Source organism: Bacillus cereus group sp. RP32, from assembly GCF_040459735.1.
Taxonomy (GTDB): Bacteria; Bacillota; Bacilli; order Bacillales; family Bacillaceae_G; genus Bacillus_A; species Bacillus_A wiedmannii.
This window is the reverse complement of record NZ_JARVHO010000001.1, coordinates 2,259,283-2,276,662: the sequence shown is the minus strand read 5'-3', so window position 1 is coordinate 2,276,662 and position 17,380 is coordinate 2,259,283. Positions and strand designations below refer to the sequence as shown.

Here is a 17,380-nt window from a genome sequence, read left to right as displayed (position 1 = left end):
TTTTCCTCACTTTCTCTTTTTAGAATTCACTCTAGGCACTCTCTTCTTTCCCTTCTTTCATATATTGCTTTTCATTTTTCATTTTTCCCTCGTCTATGTCCTTACTATTTTGATTGATTTCGTAATCCTTTTCATCTTTTTTCTTTTTATTATTTTCGTTTTCTGTTAAGTCTTTAATAGTAGAAATGACAACTGGTGTGGCTGTAAGCAGTTGTGGTAATGTTTGTTTTGCAACATTAGCTGCAGTTACAGAGAATTGTTTACTTGTCTCAGTTACCTTCTCTAATGTTTCCTTTATGTTTCCTTCTTGTAGTTTGTCTTTTACGCTTTTTCCTGTTGTTTGTATAGCTTTCCGATTTTCTTTTTTTAATAGGGAAACCATCACTCCGGTCGTAATCCCAATCACAGCATATTTAAATATTGTATGTTTCATTTTTCTCACCCTTCTCTACTTTTATTTTCTTCCATGCTACAACCTAAAATGTAGCCTATTTCAATTTTTTCTTAAAATAGCAAGTTAGTATTACCTTACCTATTTATCGGATGTTGCAATCTATTAGAGAGAATGATAGTTTTGCAACTGTCTATCACTCGCCGTTGGTGTTTCATCTGTTACTAGAAGTAAAATTCTCCCTTGATCTAATTTTTCTTCATATAAGTTAGCTTCCTCCTTCGACAACCCCATTTCCTCCATTTGATTTCGGAGTTCGTCCCCTTTTTTGGAGAAAAAGTTGATAATACTTGTGCCCAATCCTTGTTCTTTTACTCCAATCGTATTTGTGTTTGTATCATCCGCAATCTTTTTTGTTAGATGTTTTTCATGTGTTAAGACATAAATGTCATCTTGGCGAATCCCTTGCAATTCTAGCTCTTTTACTTTCATAACTACTTCCTGTTCATTTTCATATTCATGAACCACCGGTTTTCTTTCATTCTTATGCATTGTATTTTTCCTCCTTTAGATTTTTTATTTTTTTATTTAGTTGTTATGTAATATGTAATACACCTATTTTAAAGATGTTAAACCTAAATTTTCAAAAAACTTTATGTAATAGGTTATTAATGTTTTTGAATATCAAAGAAATGTCACGAGCACTTTGCTTTGATAACAGTGTTATAAATAACAATTTATTTGGAAGACAAGCCTCTTTTTTTATCATTGGATTTTCCAATGACATAGAAGCACAGCGCTGCATTACATGTAACTGACCCATGGGGTTCTCTATTCCAAAAGAAAAAAGCACCCCGATAGATGCCTTCTTTAATTGTTCTCACTATAATTTATTTAGATAATTCTCCTATTACTGTAAGATACATTTATTCTAGTTCCTAAATCTCACTTATTTCTTAATTCACCCATACTAATATAAAACCAAATAACCTACCATCAAAAAATAAAGAAAACAGGTTATTTGGCTATTCATTCCGTAGGCTTAATACTCAAGTTAATCTTTTTTCACACGGTTAAACTTTATTAAGAAAACCTTAAGGGATTTCCCTCTATATTTATAAGAATTTTTTTCTATACTGAATTATGTAAATGAACAAGAGGAGAAATGGTCATGAAGAAATTTGTACTTTGCATACTAGGAATAGGCCTACCTATATACTTACTACCTTTCATATTACGAGGGGATTTGGATAGATTTAATCCGATTGCTGAAGAAAAAAATGTATACGCCATTGCGAAGGGATATGACGTTCCAGATTATCATCATAAAGGACGAGCTATGTACGCCCTAAAAGGTGTTGATGAATCAAGGAATGAGAAAGAATATACAGTAGAAACTAGCACCCCTAATGATTTTATAAAAAAACTTACTTAAAAATTCATGTGAAAGGAAAGTATGTGTATTCTTACGACGTTATTTCTGAAAAGGATATTCCGGAGAAAATAAGAAAGCAATTAGAGGTAGAAATTAAATAAAAGAGCCTACTCTTATGAGCTGGCTCTTGATTACCTCTCCAACTTACCATTAGGATATCTTGAGGAAGTAGAATTCTTTAGATCACTTTATTAAATTCGTTATCATTGTTTTAATAACCATTGTTCAATTACTTTCACCGTTTCATCTTGCTGTGCTTTTGGCGTAATTAAGCTTGCATTATCACCTTTTTGCTCACCATACATGCCAAAATGAGCATGGTTTCCGCCTTTTATCATGTGCATAGTTGTATTTTTTGACATTAACTTTTTATTGTTTTCTATTTTTTCTACAGTTGCTAAAGCATCTACTTCCCCATAAATTGATAACATCGGAATCGATTTCGTAGAGAAGTCATCTGCAGGATAAGAGCCTAAGAAAATGATTCCGTCTACCTTGTCTTCATGTTGGAAGGCATACTTAGAAATCATAGCTCCCCCCATTGAATGCCCTGCAACATACCATTTTTGAACTTTAGGATACTGTTCCATTACACTGTCTACTGCATTAATTCCAAGTATCGCTAAATTTAATGGCAACTTAGGCATTACTACAAAGTGACCATCTTTTGCAAGAGCTTCCCCTAAGTAACTATAAGCCTCAGCTTCTACTTTAGCTCCTTGGTAAAAAATAATCCCTACCTTAGCATCTTTCTGTCCAAAAACTATATTCTCTCCATCTTTTTTATCATCTACTAACGACAAAGCCTCTGTCGTTGGTTTATAAGTAAACTGAGACCAAGTCAAAAACGTAATACTTCCTATAATTAAAATACCTAGTAAAGAGTACAGAATAATTTTTATCCATTTCTTCACAAAGATGACCTCCCTAAGATGTATATATTCTATATTTTAGATTATCATTCATACACATAAAAACTCGAGCATTTTTATTGTGCTCAAGTTTTTATTTACGTCTTTAATTTATACTATAAATGGTCCAAGATAAATATGTAGCAAATGTAGCCCATAAAAAATATGGAATTAACAACCATGTCGATACTTTAGATAATTTGGAAGAAACTACTATGAGAAGTAACGTCGTAATAGCGACTAGTAAACAATCTACTGTTGCTAAAAATAAATTTTTTTGACTGAATTGAAAATAACTGAACGCTTGATTGAACATATAATTTAAAAGGAATACAAACCAAAATATTTTTGGCTTACATCCATATTTGTTGTAAATAATTGCAACTGATAATGCAATCAGTCCATATAATACAGCCCAAACTATTCCGATTGTCATACCAGAAGGTGTCCAAGACGGCTTTTCTAGCGCAGCATACCACATGCGATCAATAGGAAATAAAATACTAGAAACATAAAACAATCCATACGTTAGTAAGAACACTATAATACTAGATTTTTTCATAAACATTCTCCTTTTTCAATAGAAGGTTTTAGAAATTCTATATGATTATTCTGTCCCTTTAATGGGTAACATTCTAATATTTAAATTTCAAATACATATTGTTTAACCTATTTTATGCGAACTCTTTCATACTTTTATATGCACAAAGTGCTCTCTCACGTGCTGCCTTATGATCAACAAGTGGCAAAGGATATGTATGACCAAGCGTTATATTGGCCTTTTGTAAAATATGCTCAGGTGCTTCCCAAGGTTTATGTATATATTTATTAGGCATATCTCTTAATTCTGGTACCCATTTTCTTATATACTCCCCATCTTTATCAAACTTTTCTCCTTGTGTGATGGGATTAAAAATACGAAAGTACGGTGATGCATCTGCTCCACTTCCAGCAACCCATTGCCATCCCATTGTATTATTTGCAATATCAGCATCTAGTAGTGTATCCATAAACCATTTTGCTCCTTCTTGCCACGGAATTAACAAATGCTTTACAAGAAAAGAAGCTACAGCCATTCTTGCTCGATTATGCATAAAACCTGTTTGCCACAGTTCCCGCATTCCCGCATCAATAAACGGATAACCAGTTTCACCCTTCTGCCATACTGTTAATAACTCCTCTTCATTATTCCATGGAAAATGTTCAAAGCTCTTATTAAGAGGTTTATATACTGTAAATGGATAATGATATAGCAAATAATAAGAAAACTCTCGCCAAATCAATTGACGTATAAAACTATTCACTTGTTTTTCAAAAAGACTACATTGTCTTTCGGTACTTTCATTTACTAAGTAATGATACATAAACTTTACTGATATTTGACCAAATGAAAGATACGGTGCCAACATCGAATGAGCATTTTCATTTGGAAAATCTCTTCCTTCACTATAAGAGGCTAATTTGCTAGAGAAAAATTTCTTACATGTTTTATATGCTCCTTCTTCTGTAGGATCCCATATTGATTCAATATGAGATGTCCACCGTATTGTCGGCAGCAAATGTAATTCTGAAACAGATAAGCTTGCTGGTAAAGAGTTTCCTCCTTCTATACGCTGCACTTTACTAATAGGCTTATGTATTACCTGCTTTTGAAATGCATTGTAAAAAGGCGTAAACACCTTATATTCAGTGTTATCTTTCTTTTTAATAATCCACGGTTCTAATAATAAATGTGAATTAAACTCCTTACAAATAATACTTTTACCTTCTAACATCATTTTCATTTTTTTATTAGATTGTAATCTGTCCGGATCATAACAAATATTCCAATATACAGCCGTTATACCTAACTGTTCTATGAGAGAAAGTATTTCTTCCTGTGTATTTCCTTTGCGAATTATTAAAGTAGAGCCCAATGCCTCAAGTTGCTTTTGGACATCTATTATAGCATGATGTAACCACCACTTTGACGCACTTCCCATTGAAAAAGTTTCGTCATGTACATATACCGGAACAACCTCCCCAGACTGAACCGCCTCAAATAAAGCTGGGTTATCATATACACGAAAATCTTTTTGAAACATAACAATAATTTTTTTTTGCATAACTATCCCTTCTAATTCTTAAAACATATTAAATTTTATTATATAACAGTAATTTATACATAAGAATTTATTTGTCTTTAATAGATTAATTAACTTTTTCAACTATTTTATTAGTAGGAATTTTAACAACCATTTCTTTTTCACCTGTTCTATCAATCATGAAACCATGAACTTTAATATCAGAAGGCACTAATGGATGATGACGAATCATATCTATACTCTTCTCAATATTTTCACTAACATTTTCTTGTCCACTTAGCCATGCATTCAGGCTATCACTTGAAAATTCAGGCATGCAATTTTTAAAGAGATAGTCTATTTCTCTGTTATTTTTTATGGAATCACGTTGAATTTGTAGATTAACTATATCAGTTTCTTTATCCTCTATTCCGACAACAATAATTTCTTCAACTTTTTCTTGATAAATAGCAATAATAACAGATCTCATTATATCTCCATAAGGATGTACAATTACAGAATCATAGCTGTGTATAGTCAACACATTTTCTTGTTGAATGTTAGTTACTTGTTGGATAATCGGCTCTATTCCGTGTTCAATGTCTGTTAATAATAATACTTTTTTATTCTTTGAATTCATATGGAGCACTCCTTCTTCATTATTGTATTTATGAAACTTTTAAACTAGTAACGATAGTTGATTATTCATTACATGATTGTTACCAATTTTTCCATTGTCCTTCTGGATTAACACTTGCCAGTCTAACCCATCCATTTTGAACTTTTTCTCGAAATGTGAAATCATTATTTAGCAAACGCTCTATATATTCAATAGGTGCTTGAATTACAATTAGTAAACGAAGTGGTGAATGATACGTCTCACTATCTGACTGCATAACCGATTGCCAAGGTAAACCTGGCAACAGGTCACTTGCATTTCCTTGCATAACACCGAGACCTGCCGTTACGGTTTGGGTTGTTTTGTTTCCACTACCATAATAATGAGGAGCTACAGTTGAAGCGTAATATTGGAGATTTATCCACTGAGCTACTGTTCCTGGTCCTGCAATGATGCTAGCTAATATATCTCCACTTCCATCCTGTTTCCAATCATAATTATGAAGAAAAGCCCTTCCTTCTAAGTCACAATCCTGAGTTAATTCTCGTTGTCCGATAATAAAAGATGCATTACGGGCTAATCCCCATTCCGGACGTATTTCACTCCAATCTTCTGCAAATCGATGTGCCTCTTTACTCGGATTATTTATTTTCATTTTAAAATTAGGTAATTGTGTTAAACGCTCTCTATTTGCATGTTGGCTCACATTTGGCATAACCGACTCAATACTATCAAATGCTTCTTGCGCAGTTTCCGAAAGTTGTGGGACGTAAATCCATTCCAATTCATCCACTGTTGTTTTATGTTCAGCTGCTGCAAAAATGGTGTCCTCAGGAATGTTAATACCTTCAGCAGCCAATGCCTCTCTTACTTCTGGAAGATTACATAAAGTAGCAAAAACTCTTGCATTGAATCCTCCCGCTGCTCCGCCACAAGCACCACATTCAAGCGCTGCAGCATAAGGGTTGTTCGTACTTTGACTACTATGTCCGCACATTACAACTAAAGGTGCGAATTTTTCTGTCAGTCCCACCATTTTTAAAGCTTGACGCACATAGTTCACTTTTTCTTCTTTAGTAAAACCGATTGGTATCTCACATTTTGTATCATGAACATGATTAAGTGAGAATGTTGTATCAGGTTTTTGTAACATCGTTTTACGAAGGTTACGAATGAAACTACCTACTCTTCTTGGCACAAAACTTCTTGTCATCATTTGTAGACCAAGTAAAGGGCCACTTACCTCAGGTAATAGCATACTTGTAAGTACATTTTGTTTCATCGTTTTAAACGTATAACTTACTGAGCTGTCTATCTTCTTGCGTTGTTGATAATTTTTAAATTCATTTTCCTCCGTGAGCTCTTTTATTTGATGTTTCGGTTTTAATATAACTGGCAAAGAAGGATGACTATCATTACTACCTAGTTCACTAGTCGCGATTGGTAAACCAAAGAAACCGGCTATTCCAAACGTTTCGAACGGACCTAATTTTTCTAGATGGCGGCGAAACGGTTCTGAACGTACATCAATACAAAATGCTAATTGAGCTAGTACACGTTTTTTATCATTAGTTGCACGTTGCTTAGAAGCAATCTTCTCCCTTAATTGCTCTGCATGCGTCTGTTCCCAAGCTTCTAGCCAAAGTTTCCTGCGAATATTTTCATCAAAACGATAAGCAAATGCTAATAATTCGCTTTGTTCAGCTGCAGACATTTGTGACCATTCCAGGGTTGAAATATTCCCCCAGTAGATCCAAGAAGCTATAAGTGGGACAATCGCAACTTTTTTCTCAGCCTTTTGATTTTTTATAGGTAAATAAGGTTTGACAATGGCCAGCTCCATAGAAATTCGAACTGCTAAATATTCTATAACGAGTTCCTGCTCCTGAGTTGACTGTCGTGAACGCCATAGTATTATTCCTGCCCACCCAGGCAAAGCAAGCAAGTGCTCTTCAAGGTAATCTTGCATGTTAGATTCAGAAATTCCTAGTTCAGATAACGCTCTTGTTAAAGCTACCTGAGCATCCTGTGGCCAATCTTTTAAAACGCTACGCTCATTTTTACTAAGCGCTGGATCAAATTTAATAAGGTGATGCCACGCACGATACAAACCTTTCTCTCGATTTGGCATCGTCCAACTTGACCCGGAATCATCCAAATATAATTTACACCATTTAATGATATGATAATTAAGAATATTAGAGAGGTTTTCACCCTTTTGATTCTCTATAAGTGAACTTACAGGTTGCAAAGAAGAGCCTTTCATACTCTCTGTATTTATATAACTCATTTCTTCTGCCAGTTTATTTAATTGTGGCGATGATAATAGACTAGAAGGTAATTCCTCTAATTTTAATGCTGCTTGGCAAAACTGCTCCACTTTCTTTCGCGGGATATGAAAAGATTGTGAATCAAGCCAACGAGACAAGCCACTTTGTAAAAATGATTCCTCAATCTCCCCTTTCGTCTTTGCCGAATGAATCATAGAAGCACTAGGATATATATCCACATTACGAATTTCTTTTAACCAATCTGCAACTTGTTCAAATGATTGTTTTTCAAGTCCCATCCAAGGGTGATGAGCTGCAAATGTAGCGATCGGCCAAAGTGGTGCAATCACTCGGCTAGCAGATTCAACTAAATCATTCATATTATTTTCTTGTATTTCAATATTTGTATCTTTCTTTTTTAAAGTTTTTTTCGTTACGATTGACGATATGCTCATCACTGATTACCTCCCTTTGATACATAATGTTTAAGATAGCTTGGATGACTTTCTACTGACTTTTGTCTCGCCTCACCTACTCGAACGAACCAAAGATACATTACAGCAAATATAGTAGAAGATTGATTACGAGTAACGAGAGTACTAATAGCACTACCAAATAATAAGAGACATATAACAAAAATAACGGCTGGAGCTGAAGGTTGAACATTTTGATACATGTCAGTATGCAACCATTTATAAAGAGAATTATGAACGGTAAAGTAAATGAGAGAAAATCCAGCTAAAATAAATACACCAACAATTCGTCCCATTCTTCCCTCTCCAAAAACAACAAGCTGTTTCCATGAAAAGTATAATGACCACCCTAAAATAAACGCACTAACTAATTGATACCCTTCTCCAGAAGTCGTAAACCAAAAAGCAATCGCTATAAATAATCCGAAAACACGCCCGACCATAATCCATAAATCAGATATCTTTTCATTAGACTGCTTCACTGCCCCAAAACGTTGCACGGAAGAACCAGCTTGTAAAAACAGTGTAGCTTTAAACAAACCATGTAAAATTAAATGAATAACAGCCGCTAAATAGGCTCCTAATGCGCATTGAATAAGCATAAACCCCATTTGTGCAATAGTTGATCCCACTAGCTGACGTTTATAATCAACTTGAACTAGGCTAATTCCTGTTCCGATTAAGACAGAAATACTAGAGAAAATAAGTAAAATGATTTGTGCAATATCATCATGAAAAAGAGGTGAAAATCTAGTTAACATGATACCGCCAGCATTTACTAACCCCGCATGCATAATAGCGGAAACAGGCGTTGGAGCAACAGCTGACTCAATTAACCATCTTTGGAAAGGCCATTGTGCTGCTGGAATCATCACAGCTACTATAATCAATAAGTTAATTCCTGTTTTCTCCAACGTTCCAAATTGAGCTACATTTTCATTCGTTAAAACTGATGTTAACTGCCACTGTCCAGTGACTTGAAAAAGCCAAATGATAGCTGCTAGCAAGGCGATCCAGCTTATTATAAATAAATAACTAGAAATTTTTGTTGCTTCGCTAACTACTTTCCACCCTTTATTTAGACCTATGAGTAAAACCAATCCTATAAGAGTTGCTCCCCAACAAATAATCATGAAACGAAGATCATTACTTAACCATGCAACCGAAGATATACTTGTAGTAAATGTAAAAAGTGCAAAGTATTTTCGATATGAGCGATCTCCCAGTAAGTAACGTATAGAAAAACGTTGAATGATTAAACCAATTGTAAGAACAAAGAAAGCCATGAACCAAGCTAAAGTATCTAGATGCCAAGGCCCTACAACTCTATCTTCATTGTGATTAACAAGTGCGAGTAAAGAAACCAATGAAGGCAATGCAGCGATACCAATATGGATATGAACAAAACGTAAAGGTATCCTTGCATGTAAAAACAATAATCCACTTAGCCAAAAAGCGCTAAGCGCCATAAAAAATAATGTTAACAGTGTTGATGAACTCAGCGAAATTAACATGTACAATACTCCCTTCCAAACGAAAATAACCTATAAAAATTCCTTTTAAGATAGTTTTTTAATTTCAATTTCCATTCACTCTTTTTAGTCCATCGTTTTTTCCCATAAAAAAAACCGACAACTTCCATAATTCAATGATTTTATATCATCATTGAATTATGGAAGTTGTCGGTTTCACTTCAACTAACTTCAATAAAGTTTTTTGAAGAGCTCCCATTTTATAGAGGATAATGTATGTATTACTCCTGTTAAAAAGAAAAGTATATTTCTGATCTCCTAGATTATGCAATCAATATATCAATTTATGTTATGTGCTATCTTTCAATTAAGAAACTTTTTCATTTAGTCAATATTACATATTAAAAAAATGCTAAAGCCTTAATTATAGCAAACTGTTAAAATGAGCATCTATCAATTTTTTAAAACAATTATAAGATAAACCATATTAAGCAGTTTGTCAATTTCTTTATCAGTTTTTTAAGAGTTATTTGAATTACGATTTATTATACCTAAATAACTTCAAGTTTTTTAATTATTAGCATGTTAATAAAGTTAAATAAAGTGCAAAACTTGTAGGTTTCTTAATCCTTCCACTAACCTTAAGTTTTATTTTTAAAATTTTTCCTCAAGATTATGAAGCAATTTAAAAATCATTACTCGTTCGCCTGTACGGGAGCTTATATCCGTATGAAAGCTTTTCACTTTCTCTCCAGTTAATTCTAGTATAATCTCTTTCAAATCATCAATTCCAGATTCAACTAGCTCCGAACGGTTTTTCTTTATCGTTAGCATACCGTCTTTTGTTTCGCAAACAGTATATTCAGCCGGGGTTAAAATACCTTGTAAATTTACGATAATCATATCCCGTAATATATCTGTCTTAACGGATATAGAACCGCGTCCTAAGTAGTCCTTTTCCCAATGAGTAATTGCTTTGCTTATCTCTGATTCAATAGAGCCTTTTGAGCTTTTCATCTATGTATCCTCCTTCAATAAAATAAATTTACAATAACAATATAATAATCTGGATTGATTTTATTTTCAATTATTGAGAAGAATTTATTGGGATTGTTGTATGGTATCCTTTCATATCATAGTGATTTTTTATATTACAATATAGATTTTTTGATCATTCCCAACAAGATACTCTTACTATAAAGGCTCTGTTGCATAGATTTCTAAAAAGGTCATTGTGGGGGGAGTTGTATTTTCTTAGCTTGATAGCGATGGGGCAGGACCCCTGTACGTTAAGAGATTAGGTTGTATATTTGAGGAGATGTACGAGACAGGTGTGAATTTAGGGTAATCTAATATTTTCCATTCAAATATGATAGAATAGAAGTATATCCAAAACGGAGGAATAACAAATGAACTCAAACACAAAACAGTTTATTTATGATATCCAGCAACGAAAGAACAATTATATAGAAAATGCTTTAATAGCAATACAACACCCTAAAAAAGAGCAATCTGAACAGGTCATTCAAAATATAGTAGAGAAGATGGATATGATGATTAGTCTAGTTACTACGTACATGAGGATTGAATCTGGATCTACGAAAGAATTAAAAGAACTTCAGAAAGAAATTATCCATGCTCAAGCATATATCCAAAAACGAAAATTTGAAGAAACACAGAGATAAAACCCTGTGTTTTTATTTGATGCTCTATGACGCTAATCTGTTATAAATCAAATTACATGTAATTTGATTATTGTTTTGGCATAATCCATACAATTTGTTGAATGCGTACAATATATGGCACCGTATCTTCAATGAGCAAATGATCGGGTTTCACATCCTTTAATTTACCTCTTATATTTCCTCTTACAGTTTCAATAACCACATGTTTACCAATTACTGATTGTAATGTCTGATATACATAGGGATTAGGCACACTTACCATATTTTGTTTACTAAAGTCATTTCCCTCCAAATAACTCATTCTATAAGACTCCTTTCTAACTCGCATTCTTTCTCCTAATATATGATGTAAATCTTATAAATATGCTAGAAGGATAATTCATTATATGAACGGAAATAACATTTTAATAAGATACGGTTTCTATTCCTAAATTGCTAAAAAATTATTTATATAAAGTTACTTTTACTAGTTAATAGGTGATGATATAGGGATATTTTGAATGTACATCTAGGTTGTTCCTTTCAGGATATGTATCATTTTAAATACGCCCTTTATTAGAATAGTACTCATACTTTTTTTGAGATTCTTTCGTAATACGTGCGTTAAGTAAAATTGCTAACAATAAAAACACTCCATATTTTCCCCCTGTAGCTCCTATGATAATCACACTACTACAAACAAGTACAATTAATAGGATAAACGAAACTAAATAAATACGATCATAATTCTTTGACATCTTCTCGTATTTTATGCGTTCTTTCCTTGCATCCATCTAAATTCCCCCTTTAAATAATCCATTTCACTCTCAAATAAATCTAGCCCTTAAAAAGGAAACAATCTATCGTTTTAAATAATTAGTTTGTTTTTTATCAACTAATTTATATAACGTAAAAAGAAATCCTACCAATATTAAGCTCTCCACCATGATAATCCCGATCCTCTCCTTCCTTTTAATCCCAACACATCAGATAAAAGTTATGTATATCCCATATTAGCTGCAACAAGCAAAAAGGATCCCCCTTCTCTTAAAGGCCGATCCTTTTCTCCTTGTATGCAACTATTTTTACCTATTCTTGATTAATTAGAATAATAGCTGGTCCATCTACACGAATTCCACCAACTTCGATTTTTTCATAAGACTCAACTGTAATAGAGATGATCCCTTCTCGCTTCTTTAATTCATTACTTAATTCTTTTGTTAACATTTTTTTCATGTGTGTACTCCTTCTTACTGCTTAATTTACTATTGGTATGTAAATAAAATTTAAATTGGTTTCCTGGTCTGGAAACCAATTTTTTGTAGTTGACCATATGGTGTTACCAGTTCGTTTATCAATTTTACGTAAAGAAGATAAACAATTACTATTCACCGTCTCAGTAGATATAAGGACTCTTAAAGATAGTGGTGAGATTGATTGTTTTTTCTTCTAGAAATAATGACTTAGATAGTATATTACCTAAAACAATGAAAGCCCTACCTCTCTTTCATCCTTACGGCTCCTTGTCCGTGCCAGTGTGAATCAGGATTGTAAAAATCAAGTGACTATTTAATCGAGTTATTTGATGAAACTTCAAACGTTCGTAAAAGAAATTTAAAAATCAAAATGGATTAGATTGAAGTAATAACAAAAGAGGTATCTACTCTAAAAGTGAGTTGAAGAAATTGAATATCTTTGAAATACTTTCCTTTTAATAACCAACATATACCCAGAAAATTCAGGATATTTCCGAGGGATGTCATACAGTATTTATAATAAATCTCAACAGAAACTTTTTATTTGTTTTTCAGTGATTCCTTTAATTAATTCTAGCTCACTGACCAAAAATTTATATGCATCATCCAACAATTTTTTTTCGCTTGTATTCAGTGCTTTTTCCTTCTTTATACGGATTAAATCACGTATAACTTCAGCACCTTCTTGTATTTCACCCGTTTTTATTTTATCTGTGTTTACTTTATACCTTTGTTTCCAAGGCATTAATTCGCCTGATTCTCCATGCTGAAAAATGTGTATAATGCGCGTTAATGTAAGTATATCAATAACTGGGCGTATATTCGAACTCAATATTTTGCCCTTAGGAATCATGATTTGCATATTACTAAGGGACATTTTTATGACATAATAAAGTTGCTTTTTCCCTGAGAACTCTTTTTCTTCTATGGCTTCAATTATACCTGCTCCGTGCATTGGATAAACAATGTTATCGCCAATTTGAAACATATAACCCACCTCCATATGTGGTAACCTTCTCAAGCTTAACACATACGTTATTTTTTATCAAATATTTAATAATATCATGAGTTTATTTTTGGTGTCAATCACTTTTTATTCAGAAGTTAAATTAAGGAAAACAGCCGCAAAATAATAGAGAGCGTTCTAGATTTCAAATAAAAGAAAAGGGAATTCCCACGCGTATATTCTGAAATCTCTACTCATTAACGTAGATCAGTTTTTCCTTGAAAACGGCCAAATCGATCCCGTATTTTTTTCAATCTTATATGATACTCCAAAATCTCAATTCTTGCTTTTTCTGCTAGAGGGGCAATTGGTCGTAAGTCTTTTAACCCCCAATACTCAACCACTACATCAAGTACTTGATCAAAATATTGTAGTGGTCCATAGTTTGCTTCTTTTGCAATCACAGCCATTCTATTTTCAAAATCAGGCATGACGGCACCTGGCATTTTAAAATTCCTAATCACATTGGCAATATGGTAGCAATAATTTGGTTCCAATTCTAAATGTGTTCGAATAACGTCTCGATAAAACGCATAATGAAGTGTTTCATCTTTTGCAAGACGGCGTAATAATGTAGCAAGATCTGGATCATGCTTACTTGCCACCTTAGCTACATTATTGTAAAACACCATTGTTGCAAGTTCTTGTAGCGTCGTATACGTCATGGCTTCGATTGGTGTATGAAAATCAGGCTCAAATCCACACTCAACGACTGATTTTCTTAATTCATGTATACGTTTAGGGTTTACACTTCGAGTGAGTAGTAAATATGTCTCTAATAAATTCGAATGTTGATCCTCTTCTGAGGTCCAAGTATGAATAAAGTCTGTAATAACAGAAAGGGAACCTTTAAAAGTCGCAGATAAATACGTTGTAAACCATGGTAAATTCACTTCTGTTAATAAAGCTGTTTCAATGGCCGTAATTACACCAGAAGGGAGAGTAACTTGACTTTCATCCCAAGGAACTCTTTTAAAGTCCATTCCCTTATCCCATGGTAAAAACTCATGATAACCCCAGTCTATCTTCTGCGCTCTTATTTTATGTTGTTCATACAGTTCTTTTAAACGTGGTTCTAATCGGAAATCTAAATCATTTGTTAGCATATAAGTGCCCCCTTTTCTTACCATGAATATTCAGCTTATTTTTATCTCTAAAAATTTTCTACAAATAAATATTACTTTCCTTTTTTTAAATGAAACATAACAAACTTGTAACAAAACTCTTTAAGAGCGCTATATTTTCATAGGATTTTTTTATCAAAAGAGGGACCGTTACATCTATTTTCTTTTTTATAAAATAGATATTGAGGCAAACAATATGTTAGTTAGTCAAAATAAAAACTAACCTCAGTAAATACAGAATAACATTCATGGATAAAGATACTCGTCATGTTGTAAATTTTGGTGAGTGTAAAAAGGTGCATGCCTATAAAGAATCGTTTTATAATAAAGATTGATAGTATTTTATATACACTATCAACTTATTTAGACGTAAGATTATAATCCAATATATTAGATTAAGCGCTTGAAAAAAATATAGTTGATGAGATAGCCTTAAACGACAATTCCCAACAAGCTTAATGCACATTGGCTATGATGAGTTAGACCAAATTTTGTGAAACAGTATACAAAAAAAGGGAAGAGGCGATAAACATGCAGTCAACGGAAGCGCATATGAAGGAAAAACAACGTAGAGAAAAAATAGAAATTATATTTAGTCACAGGGTAAAAGGGGAGAATTTTTTTCACGGTTCTTCCTATCAATGGAAAAACATTGTATATCAAAATTATAATAGGATACAACAAAAAGAGTTGGAAATTGAACAACTCATTTCAAAAATGGAAAAAGAAGGGATCCGTTTTACGCAGCACCGTTCACTCATACACTATCCCGTCATTGATTTCGTAAAATATATAGCTAAGATTTATAAGGAGCCCCTCGAAATAAAATAATCATATTTATAAAAGGTTTATTTCCGGGGATTTTTTTAACTTAAAACCAGGGGTACCGCCCCATTTCCATCAAGATAAAGTTTTATAACACCCCCAAAACGAAATTTTTAGTTTTTATTGTGAAAAAAGCCTATTTATCGTTTTGGGGGTGACCTGTTTTCTTAGGTTGATGGCGATGGGGTACCGCCACTAAAAAGCAATGCCATTGCTTCTCCACGACGAGATGATGGAATACATCAATCACAGCCTTTTCTATCGAACTTGTAGCAACTGCCCAGCTGATTCCATGGAGAATACGTAAAATCACTAAACATATAACCCCTGTTACCCAAGTATAAAAATACATTGTCTTTACAAATAATACTCAAACATTTTTGCAACCTTTTCTTTTATTTTTTCTTTTATAGATAATTGATTGACGTCAGAGGATGTTACTTGCTTTGAATTTTGTAAGTCTGCATTAATCACAGGTTTTATTTTCGAAATATAGATAGGGTCATGAATATAACATTTCATTTCTTCATTTAAATGAAATGAGCGTGAATCAAAATTCACGGTCCCAACCATCAATACTTTTTCATCAATCAAAAATACTTTACCGTGTAACACCCCTTTTTTATAACCATATACTTCCACACCCTGTTTTAATGCTTTTCGGATATATGGATATGCTGCTTCTTTAACTAATAGTGCATCCGAATGAGGTGAGAATAGAATTTTGACACGGACTCCCCTCTTTCTTGCATCTACTAATGCGTTCCAAATAGTTTTGTCTTTTGGTATAAAATAAGGTGTTAATATAATAATGGATTATCTTCAAATACGAGGAGAAGGAGTTCAAGATTTAGAACGCCAATTTTTATTAGATTGGAAGAGAAACCGATTCCGATACACAATGCGGTAAAGGAAAAGGGAGCAACCTCGCAACGATTTACTGCATATTATAGTGGAGAAAAACTTGGGCAAGATTATAAAATGCTGTTTGAACAAGCAAAGGAATCATCTCTCCAATAACCAAGTTTTTCTTTTTCTCCCAAATACTTCTTCCTGATGTTGAATCCGCCAATGTAACCAACCTTTCCATCAATAACTGAAATACGACGATGATTCCGATGATCCAAAGAAGAAAAAAGATAAGGGAAAGCAGGTTTATTGTAATATGTAAAATGAACTCCTTTTTTAACTAATAATTCTCTTTCCTTTTTCTTTAGTAAAATTCCACCTAACCTGTCCAAAGCATAGTATACTTCTACACCTTCTTGACTTTTTTTCCGCAATAACTTTAGAAACTGATGGCTTACTTTATCATCAGCAATAGAAAAAAGTTAATATGCACGTAATGCTTTGCTTTCTCTATATCTGAGAATAGTTGATTGTTTAACTGTTTCCCATCTGTATACATAGTAATATCACTTTGACGCATAGGGTATTGGCTAGAATTCTGGCTAAATACCCCATTTTTTCCGGCTATCGTTCTGTCAATTTCACCCCAAACAAACAGAACTAAACATCCACCGATAAATAAAAAGAGGAATACTCCGCAAATTCTTCCTATCTTTTTCAGCATATTTAATCTCCTTTATATATTATCGTTTTATTTCTGTTAGTTTTTGTTATTGGGACAAAACTATTCCATGCATCTATTAGCTAAAAAAATCCTTCTTTGAATGATTAACTATAAAATTTCTCATTCGCATAACCCTAAAATTGGAAGTCGTACGATGATAACAAAATAGGCACTCTATATTTTGAAGTACATTTACAAGGAGGAATACTACATGACAGTAAGTACTAAACTTAAACAAATATAAAAATCATTCCTCTAACCATCCTGATCTTTATCTCAACTAACCTATTAAATAGTG

17 protein-coding genes and 5 pseudogenes are annotated in these 17,380 nt (G+C 33.1%); 5 read left to right on the top strand and 17 right to left on the bottom strand.

The window, feature by feature from the left end; translation table 11 throughout:
- Positions 1–31 precede the first annotated feature (31 nt).
- On the bottom strand, positions 32–433 hold the full coding sequence (locus tag QCI46_RS11765; RefSeq protein WP_353840321.1) for a peptidase U61: 402 nt from the start codon (positions 431–433) through the stop codon (positions 32–34).
- Between the two features lie 123 nt (positions 434–556).
- Positions 557–943: a YflT domain-containing protein gene (locus tag QCI46_RS11760; protein ID WP_327960847.1), complete on the bottom strand. Its 387-nt coding sequence runs from the start codon at positions 941–943 to the stop codon at positions 557–559.
- Positions 944–1,062: 119 nt separating this feature from the next.
- On the opposite strand from QCI46_RS11760, the gene QCI46_RS11755 reads away from it, so the two are divergent.
- Both QCI46_RS11755 and QCI46_RS11750 read left to right on the top strand, forming a co-directional pair.
- Positions 1,063–1,209 carry an acyl dehydratase gene (locus QCI46_RS11755; protein WP_087984519.1) on the top strand — a complete coding sequence of 49 codons (147 nt, stop codon included), beginning with the start codon at positions 1,063–1,065 and terminating at the stop codon, positions 1,207–1,209.
- 353 nt (positions 1,210–1,562) lie between these two features.
- Positions 1,563–1,927, top strand: a pseudogene (locus tag QCI46_RS11750) (YxeA family protein).
- Between the two features lie 102 nt (positions 1,928–2,029).
- Here the strand turns inward: QCI46_RS11750 and QCI46_RS11745 are convergent.
- From QCI46_RS11745 to QCI46_RS11715, 7 genes are all read right to left on the bottom strand, one after another.
- A complete protein-coding gene (locus QCI46_RS11745) occupies positions 2,030–2,740 on the bottom strand; it encodes an alpha/beta hydrolase (RefSeq protein WP_353840320.1) in 711 nt (236 codons plus the stop codon).
- A 103-nt stretch (positions 2,741–2,843) separates the two neighbouring features.
- Positions 2,844–3,299, bottom strand: a complete 456-nt coding sequence (locus QCI46_RS11740) for a TspO/MBR family protein (protein WP_353840319.1) — start codon at positions 3,297–3,299, stop codon at positions 2,844–2,846.
- 112 nt (positions 3,300–3,411) lie between these two features.
- Positions 3,412–4,842, bottom strand: coding sequence for a cryptochrome/photolyase family protein (locus tag QCI46_RS11735; protein ID WP_353840317.1), 1,431 nt, complete (start codon positions 4,840–4,842; stop codon positions 3,412–3,414).
- 85 nt (positions 4,843–4,927) lie between these two features.
- The gene (locus QCI46_RS11730) at positions 4,928–5,440 is read right to left on the bottom strand and encodes a carbonic anhydrase (RefSeq protein WP_353840316.1); all 513 of its coding nucleotides are present in this window, start codon (positions 5,438–5,440) and stop codon (positions 4,928–4,930) included.
- A gap of 79 nt (positions 5,441–5,519) precedes the next feature.
- Positions 5,520–8,144, bottom strand: a complete 2,625-nt coding sequence (locus QCI46_RS11725) for a DUF2309 domain-containing protein (protein ID WP_353840315.1) — start codon at positions 8,142–8,144, stop codon at positions 5,520–5,522.
- Positions 8,144–9,676, bottom strand: a complete 1,533-nt coding sequence (locus QCI46_RS11720; RefSeq protein WP_353840313.1) for an NADH dehydrogenase subunit 5 — start codon at positions 9,674–9,676, stop codon at positions 8,144–8,146. The genes QCI46_RS11725 and QCI46_RS11720 overlap by 1 nt, the downstream gene beginning before the upstream one ends.
- Positions 9,677–10,288: 612 nt before the next feature.
- Positions 10,289–10,651, bottom strand: coding sequence for a Na-translocating system protein MpsC family protein (locus tag QCI46_RS11715; RefSeq protein WP_001968557.1), 363 nt, complete (start codon positions 10,649–10,651; stop codon positions 10,289–10,291).
- A 392-nt stretch (positions 10,652–11,043) separates the two neighbouring features.
- Between QCI46_RS11715 and QCI46_RS11710 the strand changes: the two genes are divergently transcribed.
- Positions 11,044–11,319: a hypothetical protein gene (locus QCI46_RS11710; RefSeq protein WP_001087713.1), complete on the top strand. Its 276-nt coding sequence runs from the start codon at positions 11,044–11,046 to the stop codon at positions 11,317–11,319.
- 67 nt (positions 11,320–11,386) lie between these two features.
- Here the strand turns inward: QCI46_RS11710 and QCI46_RS11705 are convergent, their stop codons facing one another.
- The 5 genes from QCI46_RS11705 to QCI46_RS11685 all read right to left on the bottom strand — a co-directional run bounded on the left by QCI46_RS11705 (position 11,387) and on the right by QCI46_RS11685 (position 14,666).
- Entirely contained in the window at positions 11,387–11,620 is a 234-nt protein-coding gene (locus tag QCI46_RS11705; RefSeq protein WP_000120818.1) for a YuzF family protein, read from the bottom strand.
- Positions 11,621–11,858: 238 nt separating this feature from the next.
- Positions 11,859–12,092, bottom strand: a complete 234-nt coding sequence (locus QCI46_RS11700; protein WP_000340034.1) for a hypothetical protein — start codon at positions 12,090–12,092, stop codon at positions 11,859–11,861.
- Between the two features lie 295 nt (positions 12,093–12,387).
- A complete protein-coding gene (locus tag QCI46_RS11695; protein ID WP_000738548.1) occupies positions 12,388–12,534 on the bottom strand; it encodes a BC1881 family protein in 147 nt (48 codons plus the stop codon).
- A 546-nt stretch (positions 12,535–13,080) separates the two neighbouring features.
- Positions 13,081–13,542, bottom strand: coding sequence for a CarD family transcriptional regulator (locus QCI46_RS11690; RefSeq protein WP_000486301.1), 462 nt, complete (start codon positions 13,540–13,542; stop codon positions 13,081–13,083).
- A 215-nt stretch (positions 13,543–13,757) separates the two neighbouring features.
- Complete coding sequence (locus QCI46_RS11685; RefSeq protein ID WP_000957101.1) at positions 13,758–14,666, bottom strand: acyl-ACP desaturase; 909 nt, start codon at positions 14,664–14,666, stop codon at positions 13,758–13,760.
- Positions 14,667–15,215: 549 nt separating this feature from the next.
- Between QCI46_RS11685 and QCI46_RS11680 the strand changes: the two genes are divergently transcribed.
- On the top strand, positions 15,216–15,515 hold the full coding sequence (locus QCI46_RS11680; protein WP_001191994.1) for a hypothetical protein: 300 nt from the start codon (positions 15,216–15,218) through the stop codon (positions 15,513–15,515).
- 203 nt (positions 15,516–15,718) lie between these two features.
- Here QCI46_RS11680 and QCI46_RS11675 read toward each other — a convergent pair.
- Positions 15,719–15,879 (bottom strand): annotated as a pseudogene (locus QCI46_RS11675) (MFS transporter); the annotation flags it as partial.
- A pseudogene (locus QCI46_RS11670) lies at positions 15,867–16,325 on the bottom strand (phospholipase D-like domain-containing protein); the annotation flags it as partial. The pseudogenes QCI46_RS11675 and QCI46_RS11670, both read right to left, overlap by 13 nt.
- 1 nt (position 16,326) lies before the next feature.
- Here QCI46_RS11670 and QCI46_RS11665 point away from each other — a divergent pair.
- Positions 16,327–16,517 (top strand): annotated as a pseudogene (locus QCI46_RS11665) (cardiolipin synthase); the annotation flags it as partial.
- Here the strand turns inward: QCI46_RS11665 and QCI46_RS11660 are convergent.
- Positions 16,513–17,082 (bottom strand): annotated as a pseudogene (locus tag QCI46_RS11660) (phospholipase D-like domain-containing protein); the annotation flags it as partial. The pseudogenes QCI46_RS11665 and QCI46_RS11660 sit on opposite strands and share 5 nt — an antisense overlap.
- Positions 17,083–17,380: the final 298 nt, after the last annotated feature.